23 protein-coding genes, 1 pseudogene and 1 riboswitch are annotated in these 21,068 nt (G+C 71.5%); of the genes and pseudogenes, 10 read left to right on the top strand and 14 right to left on the bottom strand.

All coding sequences use genetic code 11. The features are described 5' to 3' along the window. Window position 1: 1 nt before the first annotated feature. A complete protein-coding gene (locus tag NGF19_RS26300) occupies window positions 2-976 on the top strand; it encodes an ABC transporter substrate-binding protein (protein ID WP_252428017.1) in 975 nt (324 codons plus the stop codon). Window positions 977-1,128: 152 nt separating this feature from the next. On the opposite strand, the gene NGF19_RS26295 is transcribed toward NGF19_RS26300, so the two are convergent. The 4 genes from NGF19_RS26295 to NGF19_RS26280 all read right to left on the bottom strand — a co-directional run bounded on the left by NGF19_RS26295 (window position 1,129) and on the right by NGF19_RS26280 (window position 3,662). Beyond that, window positions 1,129-1,545 (bottom strand): YeeE/YedE thiosulfate transporter family protein, encoded by a 417-nt coding sequence (locus NGF19_RS26295; RefSeq protein WP_252428015.1) that lies wholly within the window; start codon window positions 1,543-1,545, stop codon window positions 1,129-1,131. Continuing rightward, on the bottom strand, window positions 1,545-2,288 hold the full coding sequence (locus NGF19_RS26290; RefSeq protein ID WP_252428013.1) for a YeeE/YedE family protein: 744 nt from the start codon (window positions 2,286-2,288) through the stop codon (window positions 1,545-1,547). Before NGF19_RS26290 ends, NGF19_RS26295 begins: the two co-directional genes overlap by 1 nt. Continuing rightward, complete coding sequence (locus NGF19_RS26285) at window positions 2,285-2,794, bottom strand: hypothetical protein (protein ID WP_252428011.1); 510 nt, start codon at window positions 2,792-2,794, stop codon at window positions 2,285-2,287. The genes NGF19_RS26290 and NGF19_RS26285 overlap by 4 nt, the downstream gene beginning before the upstream one ends. 346 nt (window positions 2,795-3,140) lie before the next feature. Then, window positions 3,141-3,662 carry a carboxymuconolactone decarboxylase family protein gene (locus NGF19_RS26280; RefSeq protein ID WP_252428009.1) on the bottom strand — a complete coding sequence of 174 codons (522 nt, stop codon included), beginning with the start codon at window positions 3,660-3,662 and terminating at the stop codon, window positions 3,141-3,143. Between the two features lie 46 nt (window positions 3,663-3,708). Between NGF19_RS26280 and pdxR the strand changes: the two genes are divergently transcribed. Next, the gene (gene pdxR / locus NGF19_RS26275) at window positions 3,709-5,097 is read left to right on the top strand and encodes a MocR-like pyridoxine biosynthesis transcription factor PdxR (RefSeq protein ID WP_252428007.1); all 1,389 of its coding nucleotides are present in this window, start codon (window positions 3,709-3,711) and stop codon (window positions 5,095-5,097) included. Window positions 5,098-5,113: 16 nt separating this feature from the next. Here pdxR and NGF19_RS26270 read toward each other — a convergent pair whose 3' ends face one another. Further along, window positions 5,114-5,980 carry a DMT family protein gene (locus NGF19_RS26270; protein WP_252428063.1) on the bottom strand — a complete coding sequence of 289 codons (867 nt, stop codon included), beginning with the start codon at window positions 5,978-5,980 and terminating at the stop codon, window positions 5,114-5,116. Window positions 5,981-6,155: 175 nt separating this feature from the next. On the opposite strand from NGF19_RS26270, the gene NGF19_RS26265 reads away from it, so the two are divergent. Both NGF19_RS26265 and NGF19_RS26260 read left to right on the top strand, forming a co-directional pair. After that, window positions 6,156-6,524, top strand: coding sequence for a hypothetical protein (locus tag NGF19_RS26265; RefSeq protein WP_252428005.1), 369 nt, complete (start codon window positions 6,156-6,158; stop codon window positions 6,522-6,524). 7 nt (window positions 6,525-6,531) lie between these two features. Beyond that, window positions 6,532-7,716 carry a glutathionylspermidine synthase family protein gene (locus NGF19_RS26260; RefSeq protein WP_252428003.1) on the top strand — a complete coding sequence of 395 codons (1,185 nt, stop codon included), beginning with the start codon at window positions 6,532-6,534 and terminating at the stop codon, window positions 7,714-7,716. Window positions 7,717-7,727: 11 nt separating this feature from the next. On the opposite strand, the gene rocD is transcribed toward NGF19_RS26260, so the two are convergent. Next, on the bottom strand, window positions 7,728-8,978 hold the full coding sequence (gene rocD, locus NGF19_RS26255) for an ornithine--oxo-acid transaminase (protein WP_252428001.1): 1,251 nt from the start codon (window positions 8,976-8,978) through the stop codon (window positions 7,728-7,730). A gap of 69 nt (window positions 8,979-9,047) precedes the next feature. Further along, window positions 9,048-9,149, top strand: a riboswitch (ZMP/ZTP riboswitch). 35 nt (window positions 9,150-9,184) lie between these two features. On the opposite strand from rocD, the gene NGF19_RS26250 reads away from it, so the two are divergent. Beyond that, window positions 9,185-10,636 (top strand): glycine hydroxymethyltransferase, encoded by a 1,452-nt coding sequence (locus tag NGF19_RS26250; RefSeq protein WP_252427999.1) that lies wholly within the window; start codon window positions 9,185-9,187, stop codon window positions 10,634-10,636. Between the two features lie 51 nt (window positions 10,637-10,687). Here the strand turns inward: NGF19_RS26250 and NGF19_RS26245 are convergent, their stop codons facing one another. Beyond that, the gene (locus NGF19_RS26245) at window positions 10,688-11,359 is read right to left on the bottom strand and encodes a hypothetical protein (protein WP_252427997.1); all 672 of its coding nucleotides are present in this window, start codon (window positions 11,357-11,359) and stop codon (window positions 10,688-10,690) included. Window positions 11,360-11,450: 91 nt separating this feature from the next. On the opposite strand from NGF19_RS26245, the gene trpS reads away from it, so the two are divergent. Both trpS and NGF19_RS26235 read left to right on the top strand, forming a co-directional pair. Continuing rightward, window positions 11,451-12,464, top strand: a complete 1,014-nt coding sequence (gene trpS, locus NGF19_RS26240; protein ID WP_252427995.1) for a tryptophan--tRNA ligase — start codon at window positions 11,451-11,453, stop codon at window positions 12,462-12,464. A gap of 78 nt (window positions 12,465-12,542) precedes the next feature. Next, window positions 12,543-13,121 (top strand): 2'-5' RNA ligase family protein, encoded by a 579-nt coding sequence (locus NGF19_RS26235; protein ID WP_252427993.1) that lies wholly within the window; start codon window positions 12,543-12,545, stop codon window positions 13,119-13,121. Window positions 13,122-13,129: 8 nt separating this feature from the next. On the opposite strand, the gene dprE2 is transcribed toward NGF19_RS26235, so the two are convergent. Next, window positions 13,130-13,897 carry a decaprenylphospho-beta-D-erythro-pentofuranosid-2-ulose 2-reductase gene (gene dprE2 / locus NGF19_RS26230; protein WP_252427991.1) on the bottom strand — a complete coding sequence of 256 codons (768 nt, stop codon included), beginning with the start codon at window positions 13,895-13,897 and terminating at the stop codon, window positions 13,130-13,132. Window positions 13,898-14,010: 113 nt separating this feature from the next. On the opposite strand from dprE2, the pseudogene NGF19_RS26225 reads away from it, so the two are divergent. Next, window positions 14,011-14,982: pseudogene (locus tag NGF19_RS26225) on the top strand (YihY/virulence factor BrkB family protein); the annotation flags it as partial. On the opposite strand, the gene NGF19_RS31300 reads toward NGF19_RS26225, so the two are convergent. Together NGF19_RS31300 and NGF19_RS26215 are read right to left on the bottom strand one after the other, a co-directional pair. Continuing rightward, window positions 14,936-16,201, bottom strand: coding sequence for a D-alanyl-D-alanine carboxypeptidase family protein (locus tag NGF19_RS31300; protein WP_443735604.1), 1,266 nt, complete (start codon window positions 16,199-16,201; stop codon window positions 14,936-14,938). The pseudogene NGF19_RS26225 and the gene NGF19_RS31300 overlap by 47 nt on opposite strands. 125 nt (window positions 16,202-16,326) lie before the next feature. Then, window positions 16,327-17,217 (bottom strand): LysR family transcriptional regulator, encoded by an 891-nt coding sequence (locus NGF19_RS26215; RefSeq protein WP_252428061.1) that lies wholly within the window; start codon window positions 17,215-17,217, stop codon window positions 16,327-16,329. Window positions 17,218-17,296: 79 nt separating this feature from the next. Between NGF19_RS26215 and NGF19_RS26210 the strand changes: the two genes are divergently transcribed. Together NGF19_RS26210 and NGF19_RS26205 are read left to right on the top strand one after the other, a co-directional pair. Beyond that, window positions 17,297-18,265, top strand: coding sequence for an EamA family transporter (locus NGF19_RS26210; RefSeq protein WP_252427988.1), 969 nt, complete (start codon window positions 17,297-17,299; stop codon window positions 18,263-18,265). A 29-nt stretch (window positions 18,266-18,294) separates the two neighbouring features. Beyond that, window positions 18,295-18,963, top strand: a complete 669-nt coding sequence (locus tag NGF19_RS26205) for an NAD(P)-dependent oxidoreductase (protein ID WP_252427986.1) — start codon at window positions 18,295-18,297, stop codon at window positions 18,961-18,963. A gap of 9 nt (window positions 18,964-18,972) precedes the next feature. Here the strand turns inward: NGF19_RS26205 and NGF19_RS26200 are convergent, their stop codons facing one another. The 4 genes from NGF19_RS26200 to NGF19_RS26185 form a co-directional block, all read right to left on the bottom strand. Next, entirely contained in the window at window positions 18,973-19,224 is a 252-nt protein-coding gene (locus tag NGF19_RS26200) for an SCO4848 family membrane protein (protein WP_252427984.1), read from the bottom strand. Window positions 19,225-19,326: 102 nt separating this feature from the next. Further along, window positions 19,327-20,085 (bottom strand): TetR/AcrR family transcriptional regulator, encoded by a 759-nt coding sequence (locus NGF19_RS26195; protein ID WP_252427982.1) that lies wholly within the window; start codon window positions 20,083-20,085, stop codon window positions 19,327-19,329. Window positions 20,086-20,096: 11 nt separating this feature from the next. After that, window positions 20,097-20,657, bottom strand: coding sequence for a thiol-disulfide oxidoreductase DCC family protein (locus tag NGF19_RS26190; protein ID WP_252427980.1), 561 nt, complete (start codon window positions 20,655-20,657; stop codon window positions 20,097-20,099). A gap of 3 nt (window positions 20,658-20,660) precedes the next feature. Next, window positions 20,661-21,068, bottom strand: coding sequence for a hypothetical protein (locus NGF19_RS26185; RefSeq protein WP_252427978.1), 408 nt, complete (start codon window positions 21,066-21,068; stop codon window positions 20,661-20,663).

The raw sequence follows: 21,068 nt of genomic DNA, 5'->3' as shown, positions 1-21,068 counted from the left end.
CATGGCTGTGTCCACCTTCGGTGTCTCCCGCCGTACGGCGCTCACGGCCGCCGTGGCCGCGCTGACGCTGACGACCGGCTGCGGCGCCGCCGACATGACCCGGCAGGCCTCGCCCTTCGCGGGCGCGCGGGGCGCGAAGACCGTGACCCTGTCCGTGCAGTCATGGGTGGGCGCGCAGGCCAACGTGGCCGTGGCCCAGTACCTCCTGGAGCACGAACTCGGCTACCGCGTCGACACCGTGCAGGTCGACGAGGTACCGGCCTGGGACGCGCTCAGCCAGGGCCGGGTCGACGCGATCCTGGAGGACTGGGGCCACCCCGACCAGGTGAAGCGGTACGTCGAGGACAAGGGGACGATCACGCGCGGCGGCGACCTCGGGGTCACCGGCCACATCGGCTGGTACGTACCGACGTACTTCGCCCGGCAGCACCCCGAGGTCACCGACTGGAAGAACCTCAACGCGTACGCGTCGCACCTGCGGACCGCGGAGAGCGGCGGCAAGGGCCAACTCCTCGACGGCTCGCCCTCCTACGTCACCAACGACAAGGCGCTGGTGAAGAACCTGAAGCTGAACTACCAGGTGGTGTTCTCCGGTTCGGAGGCGGCGCAGATCACCCAGATCAAACAGTTCGCGAAGGAACGCAAGCCGTTCCTCACGTACTGGTACGCGCCGCAGTGGCTGTTCGAGAAGGTCCCGATGACGGAGGTGGAACTGCCGCCGTACACGAAGGGGTGCGACGCGGACGCGACGAAGGTCGCCTGCGCGTACCCGCACACCCCGCTCCAGAAGTACCTGAACACCGACTTCGCGAAGAACGGCGGCAAGGCGGCGACGTTCCTGAAGAAGTTCAGGTGGACGACACAGGACCAGAACGAGGTAGCGCTCCTGATTGCCGACCAGAAGCTGACCCCGACCGAGGCGGCGATGAGGTGGGTGGATAACCACACTTCGACATGGCGGGCGTGGACGCGCTGATCGCATCCGCCGGAGGGGTGCGTGACCGCGTCCCTCCGGCAGCCGGTGTGGGCCTTTCGTATTCAGGCTGCGTTGTCGGAAAGCAGCGAGGCCACTTCGGGAACGTCGGTGAATTCGGGAAGAGATAACGCCGCGCGGTGACCGCCGCGGCGTCACAACCCGCAGGAACCCCGGTCGAGTTTGAAGTACCGGCCACTGGCCCAGCGGCACAGCCGGGTTCCGACCACGACACCGACGATGGTGACCAGGGCGGGCAGATACCCGCCCGCGAGCTGGGCGATCGGAATGGCCGGGCAGCCGCCCGAGATCGCCCAGCCCGTGCCGAACAGCACCGCGCCGATGACGACGCCCGCGTGGACGCGCCCCGGCGTGCGGCGGACCCGCAGCACGGCGAACACGGCCGCGATGATCACGACGGCACCGGCGAAGGACAGCAGCATCCGCGGGTCCTGGAAGGTGAACATGCGGTTCAGCTCGGCGTAGTCGACGAAGCCGATATTGCTGAGGGTGAAGCCGAGAGCCAGCCCGGAGATGATGTTGGCCAGCAGGAGCGCGCCTCGGGTGCGCATCAGATCACCTTCCAGAGCAGGAACGACACTCCGGCGGCGGTGCCGAAGAACACGGCGGTCGCGACGATACTGACCGGTTGCAGCCGACCGCAGCCGCTGAGTCCGTGGCCCGAGCTGCAGCCCCCGGCCAGCCGGGTGCCGAAGCCCACCAGCACGCCGCCCAGGAACAGCAGGACGACCATGGTGAGGGGGTTGCCGGTCACCAGGTCGCGAAAGCCCGGCCCCATGTCGAAGCGGATCTCGAACCGTCCGGAGACGAGCGAGGCGATGAGCCCGCCGAGGAAGATCGACACCAGCAGGGAGGCCTGGGTGACCAGCGGCGCCGGGCGCCGGTTCATGGCGGAGGAGCGCTCCTCCGCCACGGGTTCGACCACCGGGGCGGTCGGTTGCGGTGCGGCGTACGGGGTCTGCGGGGTGTCGCAGTACGTCTGCGGCGTGGCGTACGGGGCCTGCGGGGCGCCGTAGTACGCCTGCGGATCACCGTACGAAGTCCCGTGCGCGGCGTGGGTGTTGGGGGCCGCCGTGCCGAAGTGCTCCGCCGTGGCCGCGGCGAGGGCGTCGACCAGCGCCTGCTCGTCGGTGAACTCCTCCTCCGCCCGCTCGAGTCGGCGTTCCCTGCGCCAGTGCAGCACCCGGTCCCAGGCCGACGAGACCCCGAAGGACCGGTCGGTGGTGAGGGTGTGGTTGACGATGACCAGCGCGAGCCCGACAGCGCCCGCCCACCAGGGCCAGTAGGGGCTCATGCCGGGCTCCTCATCCACTCGGTGAGCCGAGCCCACCAGCCGCGCTTGCGGCCGGGCTCGCGCGGAGTCCGCGCGGACGGCGGAGGCGTCGGTGTCGGTGCCGGTGTGGGGGTCGGTGTGGGGGTCGGCTGGGACCACGCTCCGGCCTCCGGTGCCCACGGATCGGCTCCTGGCGGCTGGGCCTGCGGGGGCGGGTAGGCCTGTGCTTGTGCTGGATACGCCTGCGCCGGGTAGGCCTGCGCTTGTGCCGGATACGCCTGCGCCTGTGCCGGATGGCCTTGTGTCTGTGTCGGATGAGGCTGTGCCTGCGTCGGGCGGGCCGGACCGGTGGCCGCTTCGAGGTGCCGTGCCGCGGCCCCGTTGGGCAGCAAGCTGATCGGCACCGGCTCACCGGTGAGCGACAGCCGGTAGCGAGCACAGTCGTGCCATTGGTCCGCGCTGTCGCAGTAGTAGTCGCGCCACCCCTGCAAGCTCGCCTTGAGCAGGGGGAACAGGGGACACGCCATGGCATGTGAGCAACCCACGTCGCTCCCTCCGGTTCTCGTCATTGCCGTGATCGAATCACTGATTCGGTGCCTCGGGCAACCTCAGGGAGATGTCACACCAAGGCGTTTGGCGGTGTTCTCCCGACAACTTGTGGAGGGAATGCGGACATTGCGTCGAGCTGTCGAGGGGTGTGGATATCGAAGACCGTGAAACAGGTCACTGAAGGTGCGTGAAATTCCGCACATCCGGCGCCGGTTGGCGCGGCGCCGGGTTCTTTCGGTAATCACTGTGCGGAGCCTCGTCCGGTAAGGACAAGAACTCCGCCCGCGTGATACTCGTTCGGCTCCTCCCGCCAAGGAGGAACGGTCAGTTGCGCTTGCCCGGCTCGTAGTGACCCGGCGTCATGCGCGCGGTGATGGCGAACCGGTTCCAGGCGTTGATCACCGTGATCGCGGCGATCAGTTGCGTGAGTTCGGCCTCGTCGAAGTGCTTGGCGGCCTTCTCGTACACCTCGTCCGACACGCCCCCCTCGGTGATGAGCGTCACGGCCTCGGTCAGCTCGATCGCCGCGAGTTCCTTCTCGGTGTAGAAGTGCCGCGACTCCCGCCACGCGCTGAGCTGCACGATCCGCTCGACGGTCTCCCCGGCCGCGAGCGCGTCCTTGGTGTGCATGTCGAGACAGAAGGCGCAGCCGTTCACCTGCGAGGCGCGGATCTTGACCAGTTCGTACAGCTTCGGGTCGACACCCCGCCGGGCGGCCACGTCCAGCCGGACCATGGCCTTGTAGACGTCGGGAGCCTGCTGGGCCCACTGCAGTCGGGCGGGCTCTTCGTGCGCGTACTGTGCGTCGTTCTGCGCGTCGTTCTGTGCGTTGTTCTCTGCGATCATGCTTCGACCCTACGGACCGTGCAGCCCAGCGGTATGGTCCATTCCCATGGCGAAATCCTGGGCCACTTTAGGGGTCGATCTCCTGCTCGAACCGACCGGGCCGGGCCTGCGCAAAGGCCTGACGAACGCCCTGCGGGAGGCGGTCCGCAGCGGCAGGCTGGCCCCGGGCACCAGGCTGCCCTCCTCCCGCTCGCTCGCCGTCGACCTGGGGATCGCGCGCAACACGGTCGCCGAGGCCTACGGAGACCTGGTCGCCGAGGGCTGGCTCTCGGCCCGCCAGGGTTCGGGCACCCGGGTGGCCGAGCGCACCTCGCCGGGACCGAAGGCCGCGCCCGCCCCCCGGCCCCGCAAGCGGAGCCGCCCCGTGTACGACCTGGTGCCCGGCACCCCCGACCTGTCCTCCTTCCCGCGCGCGGAGTGGCTCAAGGCAGCCCGCCGCGCCCTCGCCGTGGCGCCCAACGACGCCTTCGGCTACGGCGATCCGCGCGGTCGCGTCGAACTGCGCACCGCGCTGGCGCAGTATCTGTCCCGGGCGCGCGGGGTGCGCGCCGACCCGGACCGGATCCTCGTGTGCGCGGGGATCTCGCACGGTCTGAAGATCCTCGGCGCGGCGCTGCAGGCACGCGGCGTCCGCACCATCGCCGTCGAGTCGTTCGGCCTCGACGTCCACTACGACCAACTGGCGGCGACCGGCCTGCGTACCGATCCGCTTCCGTTCGACGAACGCGCCACCCGCACCGACGCGTTGACGGACCAGGCCGCCGTCCTGCTCACCCCCGCCCACCAGTTCCCCATGGGCGTACCCCTGCACCCGGACCGGCGCGCGGCCGTCGTCGACTGGGCGCGGCGCACCGGCGGACTGGTCCTGGAGGACGACTACGACGGCGAGTTCCGCTACGACCGCCAGCCGGTCGGGGCGTTGCAGGGCCTGGACCCGGACCATGTGGTCTATCTGGGCACCGCCAGCAAGTCCCTCGCCCCCGGGCTGCGCCTCGGCTGGATGGTGCTGCCGCCGGGGCTGGCCGAGGAGGCGGTGGCGGCGAAGGGCGAGGCGGACACCTGCGGTTCGATGGACCAGTTGACGCTCGCCGAGTTCCTCACCTCGGGCGCGTACGACCGTCATGTGCGCGCCGCGCGGCTGCGCTACCGGCGGCGGCGCGACGCCCTGACCGAGGCGCTCGCCGTCCGCGCCCCCGACATCCGGGTCACGGGCATAGCGGCGGGCCTGCACGCGGTGCTGCGCCTTCCGCCCGGCACCGAGCGGACGGTGGTCCAGGCGGCGGCCTGGCAGGGGCTCGCGCTGCACGGGCTGGGGCGCTATCGCCACGCGCACTCCGTCACCGAGGCGCCCGACGCCCTGGTCGTGGGCTACGCGACACCGCCGGACCACGCGTGGGCGGCGGCACTGGAGGCGCTGTGCCGCGTGCTGCCGTGACCGACGGGGTACGGCGTCACGCGCCCTCGACGGGAGCTGCCTCGACCGGCGCCGCGCCGACTTGTGCCCCCTCGACCGGCGCCTCCCCGAACCGCGCCAGGAGCAGCGCGCCGACCACCGCCACCAGGAACCCCAGCACCGCGAGCCAGGCCATCCCCTCCCGGGTCCGGTCGCCCAGCCAGATCACCCCCACCACCGCGGGGCCCAGCGTCTCGCCCATGACCATGCCCGCGGTGGCCGCCGTCACCGACCCCCGCTCCAGGGCCGTGGTCAGCAGCAGGAAGGCCGCCGATCCGCCGAGCAGCAGCGCGTACGTCGCCGGGTTGGTGAGCAGGGCGGACGGCGCCAGACCGTCGATCAGCCGTACCGTCACCTCGACCACCCCGAACCCGAATCCGGCCCCCAGCCCGAGCGTCAGGGACCGGCCCCGTTCCGGCAGCCGTCCCCCGGCCAGAGCGAGCAGCAGCACCGCCACCGCCGTCGCCAGCGTCACGTACTTCAGCGCCGTCGACCCGGCCCGGTCGCCCTCCGCGCCGGACGCCAGCCCCAGCATCGCCAGCCCCCCGCACACCACCGCCACCGCGGCCCACTCGCTCCGGGTCAGCCGCACCCGCAGCAGCCGGGCCGCGACCACCGCCGTCACCGCGAGGCTGGACGCGAGCGCCGCGCCCACCGCGTAGATCGGGATCGAGCGCAGCGCCGCGATCTGCAGCAGGAACCCGAGCCCGTCCAGCGCGAGCCCCGCCAGGTACCGCCACTGCCGCAGCGCCCGCAGCAGGAGGGCCGCGTCCCCGCCCCCGCCCCGCCCCGCCGTACGGGTCGCGACCGCCTGCAAGACGGTCGCCGTACCGAAACAGACCGCCGCACCCAGCGCACACACCATTCCAAAGAGCACAGAGCGACTCTAAGGGGACGCGGTAGGAAGAGGGCGGGGTTCGAACGCGCCAGCGAGTGTCTAATCTGATCGCACACGGCTTACGGCTCACAGCTCATGGCTCATGGCTCATGGCTCATACCGAATGTCTTGACACACTCATCGCACGGGGGCGAACACGAACATGGCGGACACACGGCGACAACTGCGGTCAGGCGCGGTCCTCCTCGGCGGCATGGGACTGCTCGCCGCCACGCTCACCGCCTGCTCCTCGGACTCGGATCCGGACAAGCGGTGCGTCGACCGCAACAGCTACACCTACGGCAAGGGCTACCGGGTCGTCGCGGACAAGAACTGCACCACCACCAAGGCCCGGGTCAACGGGGGTTGGTACTACGGCGGCAAGAAGAAGCGCGGCTGGGTCAAGGACGGCTCGTTCGTCAAGCCCGGCAAGGGCTCGGGCGGTTCGGGCGGCTCGGGTTCGTACGGCGACAGCCACAGCGGAGTCCACCGCGGCGGCTTCGGTGGCGGCCACGGCGGATCCGGCGGCTGAGCACCCCGTGGAACGTCGCACGATCGAACCCCGCCCTGGCTGGCAGCAGACGGTCGAGGCCCAGGGCCTCATCTATCCGCTCACCCGCTACCCGGACAACTCCCTGCGCCCCTACTGGGACGAGAGCGCGTACTACGTCTTCTCGCTCCCCGAGGTGGAGGCGCTGGAGGAGGTCGTCGAGGAACTGCACGGCATGTGTCTGGCCGCGGCCGGGCACATCGTCGCCGAGAACCGCTTCGCCGACCTCGGCATCACCGACCCGCGCGTCGTCCGGGCCGTCGCCGAGGCCTGGCAGCGGCGCGCCGAACTCCCCTCCGTCTACGGCCGTTTCGACCTGCACTACGACGGCACGGGCCCGGCCAAGCTCCTGGAGTACAACGCCGACACCCCCACGTCCCTGGTCGAGGCCGCCTCGCCGCAGTGGTTCTGGATGGAGGAACGCTTCCCGGGCGCCGACCAGTGGAACTCCCTCCACGAACGGCTCGTCGCCGCCTGGAAGCGACAGGCCGACCTGCTGCCGCCCGGCAGCCGGCTCCACTTCGCGCACTCCTCGGACGACGAACTCGGCGAGGACCTGATGACGGTCGCCTATCTGAAGGAGACCGCGGAACAGGCCGGGCTCGACACCGACTGGATCTCCATGGAGGAGATCGGCTGGGACCCGCTCTCCGGCCGCTTCGTCGACAACCGGCTCCGGTTCATCCGCAGTTGCTTCAAGCTCTACCCCTGGGAATGGCTCACCATGGACGCGTTCGCCGACCATGTCCTCGACACCCTGGACAACGGCGGCGGCACGGGCAGCACCCTGTGGATCGAACCGGCCTGGAAGATGCTGCTCAGCAACAAGGCGCTCCTCGCGATCCTCTGGGAGCTGTATCCGGGCCACCCCCACCTGCTCCCGGCCCACCTCGACGGCCCGCGGGACCTGGCGCACACCACGGGCTACGTCGCCAAGCCGCTCCTCGGCCGCGAGGGCGCGGGGGTGACGATCCACGAGCCGGGCGCCGCCCCGGTCGTCCGCGAAGAGGCGTGCTGCTACCAGGAGTTGGCGCCCCTGCCTGCGTTCGACGGCAACCATGTCGTCCTCGGCGCCTGGGTCGTCGACGGCGAGTCGGCGGGCCTCGGCATCCGTGAGTCCTCCGGTCTGATCACCGACGAGTACGCCCGCTTCCTGCCGCATGTGATCCTCTGACCGCACAGCCCTCAGGCACCGAGGACCGCGCGCAACCGGGCCACCCCCCAGTCCAGGTCCTCCTCGCTGATCACCAGGGGCGGGGCGATACGGATCGTGGCGCCGTGGGTGTCCTTCACCAGGACCCCCAGGTCCAGCAGCTTCTCGCTGATCTCCCGCCCCGTCCCGTACCGCGGATGGATGTCGACGCCCGCCCACAGCCCGCGTCCGCGCACCGCGGTCACCCGGCCCGTGTCCGTCAGCGGGGCCAGCTCGCGGTGCAGCCGCTCGCCCAACTCCGCCGCCCGCGCCTGGTACTCACCGGAGCGCAGCATCGCGATCACCTCCAGTGCCACCGCGCAGGCCAGCGGGTTCCCGCCGAACGTCGACCCGTGCTCGCCAGGGCGGAACACCCCGAGCACGTTCCTGCTCGACACCACCGCCGACACCGGCACGATCCCGCCGCCGAGCGCCTTCCCGAGCACGTACACATCCGGTACGACGTCCTCGTGCTCGCAGGCGAAGGTGCGGCCCGTGCGGCCGAGCCCCGACTGGATCTCGTCGGCGACGAAGAGGACGTTCCGCTCGCGGGTCAGCTCGCGCACCCCCCGCAGATACCCGGGCGGCGGCACCAGCACCCCCGCCTCGCCCTGGATCGGCTCCAGCAGCACCGCCACCGTGTTCTCGGTCAGCGCCGCGCGCATCGCGGTCAGGTCGCCGTACGGCACGATCTCGAAGCCCGGTGTGTACGGACCGTAGTCCGCGCGCGCCTCCGGGTCGGTGGAGAAGCTGATGATCGTCGTCGTACGGCCGTGGAAGTTGTTCGCCGCGACCACGATCTTGGCCATCTCGGCGGGCACGCCCTTGACCCGGTAGCCCCACTTGCGGGCGGTCTTCACCGCGGTCTCCACGGCCTCGGCGCCCGTGTTCATCGGCAGCACCATCTCCATGCCGCACAACTCGGCGAGCTGCGCGCAGAACGCGGCGTACCGGTCGTGGTGGAAGGCCCGCGACGTCAGCGTCACCCGTTCCAGTTGTGCCTTCGCCGCGTCGAGGAGCCGCCGGTTGCCGTGGCCGAAGTTCAGCGCCGAGTACCCGGCCAGCAGATCGAGATAGCGGCGCCCCTCGACATCCGTCATCCACGCGCCCTCCGCCGTCGCCACGACGACCGGGAGGGGGTGGTAGTTGTGCGCGCTGTGGGCCTCGATCGCGGCGATGATCGTGTCGGTGGTCTTCACATGAGCCCCTTCCGGCCTCCGAGGACGGGCGGCCCCCTTACCCATCGTCGCCTTCCTGCCGTCGCTCGCATGGTGGACGAGGACACGGGGCGCCCCGACGCGCCCGGTAGGCTGACCGCGGGCCGTGACTGGCGCGCTGGGATGGGACCGACCATCGGGGAGCGGCCCCGGTCCCCGAGGGCCTTCGAGCGAGTGCCGTGCGCCTGGGCCGACCGTGAACCGTGATCGCTTGCCACGCCCCGGAGGCCGATATGCCCGAGCCGCAGTCCCTCTCCACCGAGTCCACCGCCTTCCGCGCCGCCCTCGACGTGATCCGCGCCGTCGAGCCGCGCGTCGCCGACGCCATCGGCCAGGAGGTCGCCGATCAGCGCGAGATGCTCAAGCTGATCGCCTCCGAGAACTACGCGTCCCCGGCGACGCTGCTGGCGATGGGCAACTGGTTCAGCGACAAGTACGCCGAGGGCACCGTCGGCCGCCGCTTCTACGCCGGCTGCCGCAACGTCGACACCGTCGAGTCCCTCGCCGCCGAGCACGCCAAGGCGCTCTTCGGCGCCCGCCACGCCTATGTCCAGCCGCACTCCGGTATCGACGCCAACCTCGTCGCCTTCTGGGCCGTGCTCGCCCAGCGCGTCGAGGCCCCCGCGCTGGAGAAGGCGGGCGTCCGCCAGGTCAACGACCTCTCCGAGGAGGACTGGGCCGACCTGCGCCGCGCCTTCGGCAACCAGCGCATGCTCGGCATGTCCCTGGACGCGGGCGGCCACCTCACGCACGGCTTCCGCCCGAACATCTCCGGCAAGATGTTCGACCAGCGCTCCTACGGCACCGACCCGGCCACCGGGCTGATCGACTACGAGGCGCTGCGCGCGTCCGCCCGCGACTTCAAGCCGCTGATCATCGTCGCGGGCTACTCGGCCTACCCCCGGCTGGTGAACTTCCGGATCATGCGCGAGATCGCCGACGAGGTCGGTGCCACGCTCATGGTCGACATGGCACACTTCGCGGGGCTGGTCGCGGGCAAGGTCCTCACCGGCGACTTCGACCCCGTACCGCACGCCCAGATCGTCACGACCACCACCCACAAGTCGCTGCGCGGCCCGCGCGGCGGCATGGTCCTGTGCGACGACTCGCTCAAGGACCAGGTGGACCGCGGCTGCCCGATGGTGCTCGGCGGCCCGCTCCCGCATGTGATGGCGGCGAAGGCGGTCGCGCTGGCGGAGGCCCGGCAGGACTCCTTCCGCGCCTACGCCCAGCGGATCGTGGACAACTCCCGCGCGCTGGCCGAGGGTCTGATGCGCCGTGGCGCCACGCTCGTGACCGGCGGCACGGACAACCACCTGAACCTGATCGACGTGGCCTCCTCCTACGGCCTCACCGGCCGCCAGGCGGAAGCCGCCCTGCTGGACTCCGGCATCGTCACCAACCGCAACGCCATCCCGGCCGACCCGAACGGCGCCTGGTACACCTCCGGCATCCGTATCGGCACCCCCGCGCTCACCACGCGCGGCCTGGGCACGGCGGAGATGGACGAGATCGCGGCCCTGATCGACCGCGTCCTCACCACCACCGTGCCCGGCACGACGAGCAAGGGCGCCCCGTCCAAGGCCCAGCACGTCCTGGACCCGAAGACCGCGGACGAGATCGCCCATCGCGCCTCCGCCCTGCTGACCGGCTTCCCCCTGTACCCGGAGATCGACCTGGGCTGACCACCACCGCCGAGCACGGGGCCGCGCCACGGCACGCGGCCCCGCTGCCCGTCAGAGGTCGATGAGTTCGTGCCGCGGCTCGGCCGGTGACCTCCCGCGCCGGTCCGCCGCACGCCGTACGACATACCCGCCACCGCCGCCCAGAACGAGCCCCGCCCCGAGCCCCCAGGCCCCCCAGCGCAGGCGCTCCGAGGCGTCGGCTGCCTCGGTGGCGGGCGGGTCCCACAGCCCGCTCTTCTCCAGTCGGTCGAAGACATCCCGCGGCGCCCGGCGCCACCGGATGTCGTCGTCATCGACGTCGGGCGCCGGATCCGAGCGCACCCACGCCGTACCGTCCTCCGCTAGGAACACCTGGTCCTCGCGGTCGATGGCCACGTCACCGCCGGGCGGGCGCTGCGTCTGCGGCCACCCCCCGACCCCCGGCAGCCCCCACACCACCGTGGCGCGCACGCGCGGGTAGCGACCCTGGCGCCAGGCCTCCGGCACCCGCTCGCTCCTCGTCTCCGTCGGCCCCAGCAGTCGCCACAGCAGCGTGAAGTCCCGGTCCCCCCGGCGCAGGGTCGTCGTGCGGCCCGTGTCGTTCGCCACCACGAGGGCGAGGCCGGGTGAGAGCTTGCCCACAGCCTCCGCCGGGGCCGCGCTCCACGCCAGTACCGCCGCCGTCGCCCCCAGCGCCGCCACCAGCCCGCCGAGCCCCCGGACCCCGCCCCCGCGTCTTGTCATGTCCCCTTGTTACACCGTCGGTGACGCTTGGGTCCCATCCTGTTGCAGACCAGTTCCGGACGTGCCGTGCGGACCTGAGAGAATGGGGGACATGGCTTCAGACCGTCCTCGCGTGCTCTCCGGAATCCAGCCCACGGCCGGCTCGTTCCACCTCGGCAACTACCTCGGCGCCGTCCGCCAGTGGGTGGACCTCCAGGAGACCCACGACGCGTTCTACATGGTCGTCGACCTGCACGCGATCACCGTCCCGCAGGACCCGAAGGTGCTGCGCGCCAACACACGCCTGGCCGCCGCCCAGCTCCTCGCCGCCGGGCTCGACCCCGAGCGGTGCACGCTCTTCGTCCAGAGCCATGTGCCCGAACACGCCCAGCTCGCCTGGGTCATGAACTGCCTCACGGGCTTCGGCGAGGCCGGCCGGATGACCCAGTTCAAGGACAAGTCCGCCAAGCAGGGCGCCGAGCGCGCGAGCGTCGGCCTGTTCACGTACCCGATCCTCCAGGTCGCCGACATCCTGCTGTACCAGGCCCATGAGGTCCCGGTAGGCGAGGACCAGCGTCAGCACATCGAGCTGACCCGCGACCTCGCCGAGCGCTTCAACGGCCGCTTCGGCGAGACCTTCACGGTCCCGCGGGCGTACATCCTCAAGGAGACGGCGAAGATCTACGACCTCCAGGACCCGTCGGCCAAGATGAGCAAGTCCTCGGCCACGCCGAAGGGCGTCATCAGCCTGCTCGACGAGCCGAAGGCCACCGCCAAGAAGGTCAAGAGCGCGGTCACGGACACGGACACCGTCATCCGCTACGACGTGGAGCACAAGCCGGGCGTCAGCAACCTCCTGACCATCTACTCCACCCTCACCGGAACCGGCATCGAGGAACTGGAGCAGAAGTACGACGGCAAGGGCTACGGTGCCCTCAAGACGGACCTCGCCGAGGTCGTGGTCGACTTCGTGACGCCGTTCCGGGAGCGCACCCAGCAGTACCTCGACGACCCCGAGACGCTCGACGCGATCCTGGCCAAGGGCGCGGAGAAGGCGCGCGTCGTCGCCGCGGAGACCCTCGCCCAGACGTACGACAGGATGGGCTTCCTGCCCGCCAAGCACTGAACCCGCCGCGGCGGCCACCCTCCCGGGCGGTCGCCGCACGAAGCACCGAAGAACACCGGCACGACGACAGGAGACGACGTGGGGACCGTAACGATCGGTGTGTCGATCGCGGTCCCGGAGCCTCACGGCAGCCTGCTCCAGGAGCTGCGCGCGGGCTTCGGTGACCCCGCCGCGCACGGCATCCCCACGCATGTCACCCTGCTCCCGCCGACCGAGGTCGACGCCGCCCGGCTGCCCGCCATCGAGGCGCACCTCGCGGACGTCGCGGCGGCCGGGCGCCCGTTCCCGATGCGGCTGTCCGGCACGGACACGTTCCGGCCCGTCTCGCCCGTGGTGTTCGTCAAGGTCGCCGACGGCGCCGAGGCCTGCGCCCGGCTCCAGAAGCAGGTGCGCGACGCCTCCGGTCCTGTCGCCTGCGAGCTGGTCTTCCCGTACCACCCGCATGTCACCGTGGCGCACGGCATCGACGAGGCGGCGATGGACCGGGCCCACGAGGAACTCTCCGACTACGAGGCCGCCTGGCCCTGCACGGGCTTCGCGCTCTACGAGCAGGGCGCGGACGGCGTCTGGCGCAAGCTGCGGGAGTTCCCCTTCGGGAGCGCCATGGTGCCTCCCCAGGCCGGTGCGCCCCAGGACGCCACGCTTCCCGCGTCCTGAGCGCTGACCTAGACGCTGGTCAGCCGCCGGAAGACCTGCCGAGGCAGATGCCGCAGCGCCGACATCACCAGCCGCAGGGACCCCGGCACCCACACCACCTCCGACCGCCTGCGCAGCCCCAGTTCGATGGCGGTGGCCACCTGCTCCGGTGTGGTGGGCAGCGGCCCCTCCGCACGCCCGGACGTCCCGCGGGTCCGCACGAACCCGGGCCGCACCACCATCACGTGCACCCCGGTGCCGTGCAGCGCGTCCCCGAGCCCCTGCGCGAACACGTCCAGGCCCGCCTTGCTGGAGCCGTAGATGAAGTCACCGCGCCGCGCCCGCTCCCCGGCGGCCGACGACAGCACCACCAGGGAGCCGCGGCCCTGCGCCTGCAGCGCCCCGGCGCACACCAGGCCCGCCGAGACGGCCCCGGTGTAGTTGGTCTGCGCGACCCGGGCCGCGGCCACCGGGTCCCGCTCGTCGGTGGCCTGGTCGCCGAGCACGCCGAACGCGAGCAGCACCAGATCGACGGCGCCCTCCGCGAACACCTTGCCGAGCGCGCCCTCGTGGGCCTCGGAGTCCAGCGCGTCGAAGGGGACCGTACGGGTGTCGGCGCCGAGCCGTCGCAGATGCGCGGCGGCTGCCTCCAGCGCGGGGGAGGGGCGTCCGGCCAGCCACACCGTACGGGCGCCGCGGGCGACGAGGCGGCGCGCGGTGGCCAGCGCGATCTCGGAGGTCCCGCCGAGGAGCAGCAGGGACCGGGGGGTGCCAAAGGTGTCCTTGTGGGCAGGCATGACCGTGACCGTAGCGCCGTGAAACGGGCGTAACGTAGCAATCTCGACGTCCCGCATGGCTCCTCACCGGAATGGGCGAGGGCCGTGCCGGGCGCGGCGAGGGGAAGTCGAACATGGATTGGCTGAAGAAGCTCCCCGTCATCGGGCCGGTGGTCGTCCGCCTCATGGCCACACACGTCTGGCGCGCCTATGAGCGCCTGGACCGGGTGAAGTGGAGTCGGCTCGCCGCCGCGCTGACCTTCATCAGCTTCGTGGCGCTCTTCCCGCTGCTGACCGTCGCCGCCGCGGTCGGTGCCGCCACGCTCAGCACGGCCCAGCAGAACAACCTCCAGTCGAAGATCGCCGACCAGTTCCCGGGCCTCTCCAGCCAGCTCGACATCCACGCCCTGGTCCAGAACGCGGGCACCGTCGGCGTCATCGCCGGTGCCGTGCTGCTGGTCACCGGCGTCAACTGGGTGGGACAGGTACGGGACTGTCTGCGCGCGGTGTGGGAGCTGCCGGACGGCGACGAGAACCCCCTGCTGCGCAAGCTCAAGGACGCCGGGGTGCTCCTCGGGCTCGGCGGCGCGGTCCTCGTCACCCTCGCCACGTCCACCATCGCCTCCGCGCTCGTCGGCTGGCTCGCCGGGCCGCTCGGACTCGATCAGGGCGGCTGGGGGACCGCGCTGCTGCGTGTCGCGGCGTTCGCCGTCTCGGTCCTCACCGACTTCCTGCTCCTGCTCTACGTCCTCACGCTGCTGCCCGGCGTGGAGCCGCCCCGGCGCCGACTGGTGACGGCCGCCCTGATCGGTGCCATCGGCTTCGAACTACTCAAGGTCTCGCTCAGCGGCTATCTCCAGGGCGTCGCTGCGAAGAGCATGTACGGCGCCTTCGGGGTGCCGGTCGCGCTGCTGCTCTGGATCAACCTGATGGCCAGGCTCGTCCTGTTCTGCGCCGCCTGGACGGCGACGCGGGCCAGGAACGATCCGGTCGAGGGCGAGGAGCCGGTCAGGAGCGAGGAGGACGCGCAGCCCGTCGGGGACGAGGAGACGGAGACGGTCAGGGGCGGGTCCGGCGGCGCACCGGATCCGGCAGCGGATGGCGGCGACGGACCAGGAAGACGCCCGCCGCGAGCAGGACGACAAGCCCACCCGCGATACCGAGCGCCACTCCCATCCCGGTGGAGCCACCGCTCTTCTTGACGGCCACCGGCTCCGCGGACTCCTTGCCCGCGGCCGGGGCGGACGGACTCGCCCCCGGCGTGGCGTTCGTGCGCGCGCTCTTCGGGGCGACCAGCTCACCCACCGGCGTCACCTTGCCCGCCGCGCCGAACCCCCAGTCGAACAGCTTGGCGGTCTCCTTGTAGACCTCGTTGTGATCCTTCTTCTCCGGGTTCATGACCGTGACGAGCAGCACCCGGCCGTCCCGCTCGGCGACGCCCGTGAAGGTGGCGCCCGCGTTCGTGGTGTTGCCGTTCTTCACGCCCGCGATGCCCCGGTACGGCGTGACGTCGCTGTCCCCGGCCAGCAGCCGGTTGGTGTTCTGGATCTCGAAGGACGTACGGGTCTTCTTGCCCTTCTTCTTCACGGTCTCGCCGGGGAACTGCGTCCGCACTGTCGAGCAGTACTCCCGGAAGTCCTTCTTCTGCATCCCGGAGCGGGCGATCAGCGTGAGGTCGTAGGCCGAGGAGACCTGCTTCTTGGCGTCGTAGCCGTCGGGGCTGACCACCCGTGTGTCGAGGGCCTGGAGTTCGTCGGCGTGCGCCTGCATGTCCTCGACGGTCTGCGCGACGCCGTCGTTCATCGCGGACAGCACATGCACCGCGTCGTTGCCCGAGCGCAGGAAGACCCCGAGCCACAGGTCGCGGACCGTGTAGGTCTCGCCCTCCTTGAGCGGGACGATGCTGGAGCCCTCGCCCATGCCCTCCAGATCGGCGGGCTCCACCTTGTGTTCCGTGGTCTTCGGGAACTTGGGCAGCAGGGTGTCCGCGAACAGCATCTTCAGCGTGCTCGCCGGGGGCAGCCGCCAGTGCGCGTTGTGCGCGGCCAGGACCTCACCGGACTCGGCGTCGGCGACGATCCAGGAGCGCGCGCTGAGGCCCTTGGGCAGCACGGGGGCGCCGTCGCCGAGGTTCACCTGGGTGCCCGGTCTGCCGAGCCGGGCGCCGCCGATGGTCGACATCCCGGCCGGGGGCGTCGCCGAGGGCGAGGCGGAGGGGCTCCGAGGGGTGGCGGACGCGGGCGCCGACAGGGCGAGCGAGAGGGACAACACGGCGGCGGAGGCGACCGGCAGGCGGCGCCCGGCGATCTTCTTCAAGGCAGACACGGTGGCGAACGTAACAGGGCGCCCGAGGCGAAGTCCCGCCGCGTCCCGGTTACTTCGGGTCCGGTGCACGGGTTCGCGCCACACGATCGCCTTCGCGCCACGTCAACCGCCGCCGCGCGTACGGCTCATGGCCGCGCGGCGACGCCGAGGACGTCGAGCATCGCCCGGGTGGCCGGGCTCGGGTTGAACCGGCTCCACGCCACGTACTCGATCCGCCGCGGCCCGTCGACCACCGGGACCAGCGCCAGGTCGGGGTCGCCCGCGGCCCGCGGCCGGATGAACGCCGACGGCAGCAGCGCGACGCCGAGCCCGCGCGCGACCAGCCGTGTCATCAGATCGACGGCAGTGGCCTCGTAGGCGACATCGCGGACCAGGCCCGCGGCGGCGAACGCCTCGTCGGACTGGGTCCGGCCGGGCGACCCGTGCGCGAAGTCCACGAACGTCTCCTCGGCGATCTCGCGCAGCGTGACCTGGGAAGCACCCGCGAGCCGATGCCCGGCCGGTACCACCAGCACATGCTTGTCGCGGTCGAGGACGACGGACTCCACACCGGTGAGCCGTTCGCTCTCCGGCAGACCGAGGAAGGCGATGTCCAGGTCGCCGTCCCGGATCGCCGCCACCAGATCGGTGCTGTCCTTGAAACGCAGCAGGACACGGACGTCCGGGTGCCGGTCGCGGTACCGCGTCAGCACTTCGGGTACGTCGACGGCGGCCGTGGTCACGATCACGCCGACCGCGAGCCGGCCGCGCACCACGCCGGTCGCGGCGGCGGCACCCGCGACCGCGCGGTCGGCGGCGGCCAGGCATTCACGCGCGCCGACGAGGAACGCCTCCCCGGCGCTGGTCAGTTCGACGCGGCGGCTGGAGCGGGCGAACAGCTTGACCCCCAACTCCCGTTCCAGACCGGCGATCCGGTGGCTGAGGGACGACTGCACCACGAAGCAGCGCTCCGCGGCGCGGGTGAAGTTACGGGTTTCGGCGACCGCGACGACGTAGCGCATCTGCTGGAGATCCATCCGGCCATCGTCTTCGTTCATGGCTGCGATGACAAGCATGTGTTGGACTCATGGACAAGGGGGCGCGCAGACTCGTGACATGAACCCCTCGACGTCTTCGCGCACGCTGCCGGTGGCCACCCTCGCGCTGACCGCTCTCGCTCCCGCCTCCTGGGGCACCACGTACGCCGTGACCACGCAACTGCTGCCGCCCGGCCACCCGTTGTTCGCCGGGCTGATGCGTGCCTTACCGGCCGGGCTGCTCGCGCTGGCGCTCACCCGGGTACTGCCGCGCGGCGAGTGGTGGTGGAAGTCCGCCGTCCTCGGCGCGCTCAACATAGGCGCGTTCTTCCCCCTGTTGTTCCTGTCGGCGGAGCGACTGCCCGGCGGTGTCGCCGCCACCCTCGGCGCCGCCCAGCCGCTGCTGGTCGCGGGGCTGGCCATGGTGGCACTCCATGACCGGCCCACGGCCTGGCGGTTGGGTTGGGGCGTGATCGGTGTGCTCGGCGTCGGGCTCGTCGTGCTCGGCCCGGCGGCGAAGCTGGACGCCGTCGGCGTGATCGCCGGTCTCGGCGGTACGGCCACCATGGCCGCCGGTGTCGTCCTCACCAAGCGCTGGGGCCGCCCCGCGGGAGTCGGACCCATGGCCCTGGCGGGCTGGCAACTGAGCGTCGGCGGGCTGCTGTTGCTCCCGCTCACCCTCGCGGTCGAGGGTGTGCCGCGGCAGCTCGACGGCGGAGCGGTCGGCGGCTATCTGTGGCTCGGCAGCATGAGCGGCCTGATCGCGTACACGCTGTGGTTCCGGGGGGTCGGGAAGCTGCCGGTGGGCGCGTCCGCGCCGCTGGTGCTGGTGTCTCCGCTGGTCGCGACCATCGTCGGCGTCGTCGCACTCGGCGAGTCGCTGAGCCTCACGCAGAGCCTCGGCTTCGCCCTCGCCCTGGCGGCCCTGCTCGCCGCCCAGCTCAACTCCCCGAATCCGCTGGGCCGTCGGGCACACCGCACGGCAGACCCCGTGCCCGTACGAGAAGAGCGAACGGCGGAGGAGATCCGGGGAGCGCGGGCGCGATGACGACGGCGGAAGCGATGAGGAGCGGTTCGATGACGGCAGGTATGAAGATCGCGGTGCTCGGCGCCACCGGGATGGTGGGCAGCCGCTTGATCACCGAGGCCCGCGCACGCGGACACCGGGTGCTCGCCCTGTCCCGGAAGCCTGGGAGCGACGACCCGCGCGTGACGCCGGTCGCGGTCGACGTGACCGACGCGGACGCCGTACGGGAGGCGCTCTGCGGTGCGCACGGAACCGTGGACGCCGCCGTCCTCGCGGTGCGGACCCACCCGGCCGACCAGGAGTTCCTGGTCGGTGCCACCCGTACGGTGCTGGACGCCGCCGCCGAGTCCGGGAGCCGCGTCCTCGTGGTCGGCGGCGCGGGCGCCTTGCGCAGCCCCGGCGATCCCGGGCTGCTGGTCGCGGACAACCCCACCTATGTGCCCGCCGCCTGGCGGCCCGTCGCCGCAGCCGGGGTCGCGCAACTGCGCGCCTGCCAGGACCATGCCCTGCGCGACTGGGTCTATCTGAGCCCGCCCGCCGTGCTCGAACCCGGTGAGCGGACCGGCCGCTGTCGGCGCGGCACCGACACCCTGCTCACGGCCGCCGACGGCCGGTCATGGATCAGCGCCGAGGATCTGGCGGTCGCCGTGATCGACGAACTGGAGACCCCCGGCCCCGACCACCACATCACGGTCGTCCACGACGACCGCCCATCGTGAGCTGGGACGTCAGTGTGAGCCGAGGCGTTCGCGGCGGAGCGCGCGCAGGCTCCGCAGGCCGATCACGCCGATCGCCGTGCCGAGGAGGAACGACACGATGGCGAGCGTCAGGTGCACCCAGAAGTACGCCGTCGGACTGCCGTTCTCGAAGGCGAGGCCGCTGGCGTCATGGGAGAGGTTCTTGACGAACGTGGTCCAGATCACCCACGACCAGGCGCCGAAGAGGGTCAGGAACCAGGAGACGGGACGGTTGAGCTTCATCGGTCGCTGTCCTTCGCGTGGGGCTGCCGTGCTCTTGCCAGTATCCGACCCACACGGGTGATCTCTGAGGCCGGGGCCGGTCCCGCAGCGGAACCCGGTGGTTCAGGGGCGCTCGTCCGGGGCGGGGGCTTCGCGGCGCGCGGACGGGTCGGGGAGCACCTTCGTCATCCCCGGCAGGAAGTCCGTGAACAGCTCGTGCACCTCGTGGACGAGGGGCCGCAGCACCCGGAAGCGGGCCAGCGCGACACCCCGCGAGGTGAGGCGGGCGCCGCGCGCGGCCAGCCGGTAGCTGCGCTCGCGCCCCTCGGTCCGATCGAAGATCCAGTACAGGACGAGCCCCATCTGCGAGAGCCACATCAGCTCGGGCAGCACGTCCCGCAGCTCCGCGGGCACCTTCGTCTTCGCCCCCGCCAGCACCTCCCGGTGCACACCGATGGCCTCCACGCGCGCATGCTCCGACTCGGGAGAGAAGGGGCTGAGCGGGCTGTCCGGATCGGCGGCGTTCTTGAAGAACTGCACCGCGAACTCGTGGTACGGCGCGGCGATGTCCAGCCAGGCCTTCAGAACGCCCGCGAGCCGCGACTCCAGGTCGGTCTCCCGCGCCAGGACCTCCCGGACCGCCACCCGGTGCTCGGCGGCGATCCGGTCGTAGAAGCCCTGGATCAGGTGCTCCTTGCCGTCGAAGTAGTAGTAGGCGTTCCCGACGGAGACCCCGGCCTCCTTGGCGATCGCCCGCATCGTCGTCTTGTCGTAGCCGCGCTCCTGGAACAACCGCATCGCGGTCTCCAGGATGAGCGCGCGGGTCTGCTCGGACTTGGTGGGCGCGGGGCCCTCGTCGGCTCGGTCGTTCTTCGCAGGCACGAACACAGAGCCTAACGAGTGACGCAGGTGCCGCCGTCACAGTCGGGCTCGGTGTACGTCCACCCGCGCGCCGGGGTGTAGGTCCAGCCCTCGGCGGACCGGTAGGCCCGGCCGCCCCACGGGGCTCCGCCCGTCGGCGCCCCGCGGGATCGGGAGTCGCCGCCACCCCGCGAGGCCTCGCCCTTCCGCGCCCCGCGCCACTTGGCCGCCGCCAGCACCGCGCCCTTGGCGAGCCGGGCGCCCGCCGGTGTGCACAGCCGGTGGGCGAGGGCCCGGTGCTCACGCAGTGCCCACAGGGTGACGACCCAGGCGGCGGAGCCGCGGTAGATCTGACCGGCGTCCGCGACGACGGTGATCTCCTCCAGGGTGGCGCCGTGGTCGAGCCCCGGCAAGCGCCGCCGGGCCTCCGGCGAACCGGCCGGAACCAGCTCCAGCGGCACCAACTGCGGCTGCCGCACCAGCCAGTCGCGGACGAAGACGCACAGCGCGCACTCGGCGTCGTACAGGACGGTGAGCCCGCGGACCGGGACGCGCGCGGCGCCCCGGACCTCGGTGACCTCCGTGGCCGTCACGGCTCAGGCCCCCGTCGAGGGTGTGACCCAGCCCTGCGGCTCCACGGGCGGGATCTGCTCCCGCTCCAGCACACCGCGCCGCCGGATCTTGTTGAGCACGAACACATTGCCCAGGTGCATCACCCCGAGGACCAGCAGCACCACGCCGATCTTGGTCGACAGGGCCTCGAAGACGCCGCGGGTGTCCTCGATGGTGTCCTGGCCGTGCAGATACAGCGCGACGAACCCGAGGTTGACGAGGTAGAAGCCGACCACCAGCAGATGGTTGACGGCGTCCGCGAGCTTCTCGTTCCCGTGCAGGACGTCCTCGAGGAAGATCCGTCCGTTGCGGCTGAGCGTGCGTGCCACCCAGACCGTCAGGGCGACGCTGACCAGCAGATAGATGACGTAAGCGATGACCGTGAGATCCAT

The organism is Streptomyces macrolidinus (assembly GCF_023887685.1).
In the GTDB taxonomy this organism is placed as follows: Bacteria; Actinomycetota; Actinomycetes; order Streptomycetales; family Streptomycetaceae; genus Streptomyces; species Streptomyces macrolidinus.
Note: the sequence above shows the minus strand (reverse complement) of the source record. Positions and strands in the feature narration are given on the sequence as shown.

Coding starts and splice junctions, on each gene's coding strand:
- NGF19_RS26300 (WP_252428017.1), top strand. CDS start 2: ATGGCTGTGTCCACCTTCGGTGTCTCCCGCCGTACGGCGCTCACGGCC.
- NGF19_RS26295 (WP_252428015.1), bottom strand. CDS start 1,545: ATGCGCACCCGAGGCGCGCTCCTGCTGGCCAACATCATCTCCGGGCTG.
- NGF19_RS26290 (WP_252428013.1), bottom strand. CDS start 2,288: ATGAGCCCCTACTGGCCCTGGTGGGCGGGCGCTGTCGGGCTCGCGCTG.
- NGF19_RS26285 (WP_252428011.1), bottom strand. CDS start 2,794: ATGGCGTGTCCCCTGTTCCCCCTGCTCAAGGCGAGCTTGCAGGGGTGG.
- NGF19_RS26280 (WP_252428009.1), bottom strand. CDS start 3,662: ATGATCGCAGAGAACAACGCACAGAACGACGCGCAGAACGACGCACAG.
- pdxR (WP_252428007.1), top strand. CDS start 3,709: ATGGCGAAATCCTGGGCCACTTTAGGGGTCGATCTCCTGCTCGAACCG.
- NGF19_RS26270 (WP_252428063.1), bottom strand. CDS start 5,980: ATGGTGTGTGCGCTGGGTGCGGCGGTCTGTTTCGGTACGGCGACCGTC.
- NGF19_RS26265 (WP_252428005.1), top strand. CDS start 6,156: ATGGCGGACACACGGCGACAACTGCGGTCAGGCGCGGTCCTCCTCGGC.
- rocD (WP_252428001.1), bottom strand. CDS start 8,978: ATGGGTAAGGGGGCCGCCCGTCCTCGGAGGCCGGAAGGGGCTCATGTG.
- NGF19_RS26250 (WP_252427999.1), top strand. CDS start 9,185: ATGCCCGAGCCGCAGTCCCTCTCCACCGAGTCCACCGCCTTCCGCGCC.
- NGF19_RS26245 (WP_252427997.1), bottom strand. CDS start 11,359: ATGACAAGACGCGGGGGCGGGGTCCGGGGGCTCGGCGGGCTGGTGGCG.
- trpS (WP_252427995.1), top strand. CDS start 11,451: ATGGCTTCAGACCGTCCTCGCGTGCTCTCCGGAATCCAGCCCACGGCC.
- dprE2 (WP_252427991.1), bottom strand. CDS start 13,897: ATGCCTGCCCACAAGGACACCTTTGGCACCCCCCGGTCCCTGCTGCTC.
- NGF19_RS26215 (WP_252428061.1), bottom strand. CDS start 17,217: ATGGATCTCCAGCAGATGCGCTACGTCGTCGCGGTCGCCGAAACCCGT.
- NGF19_RS26210 (WP_252427988.1), top strand. CDS start 17,297: ATGAACCCCTCGACGTCTTCGCGCACGCTGCCGGTGGCCACCCTCGCG.
- NGF19_RS26205 (WP_252427986.1), top strand. CDS start 18,295: ATGACGGCAGGTATGAAGATCGCGGTGCTCGGCGCCACCGGGATGGTG.
- NGF19_RS26200 (WP_252427984.1), bottom strand. CDS start 19,224: ATGAAGCTCAACCGTCCCGTCTCCTGGTTCCTGACCCTCTTCGGCGCC.
- NGF19_RS26185 (WP_252427978.1), bottom strand. CDS start 21,068: ATGGATCTCACGGTCATCGCTTACGTCATCTATCTGCTGGTCAGCGTC.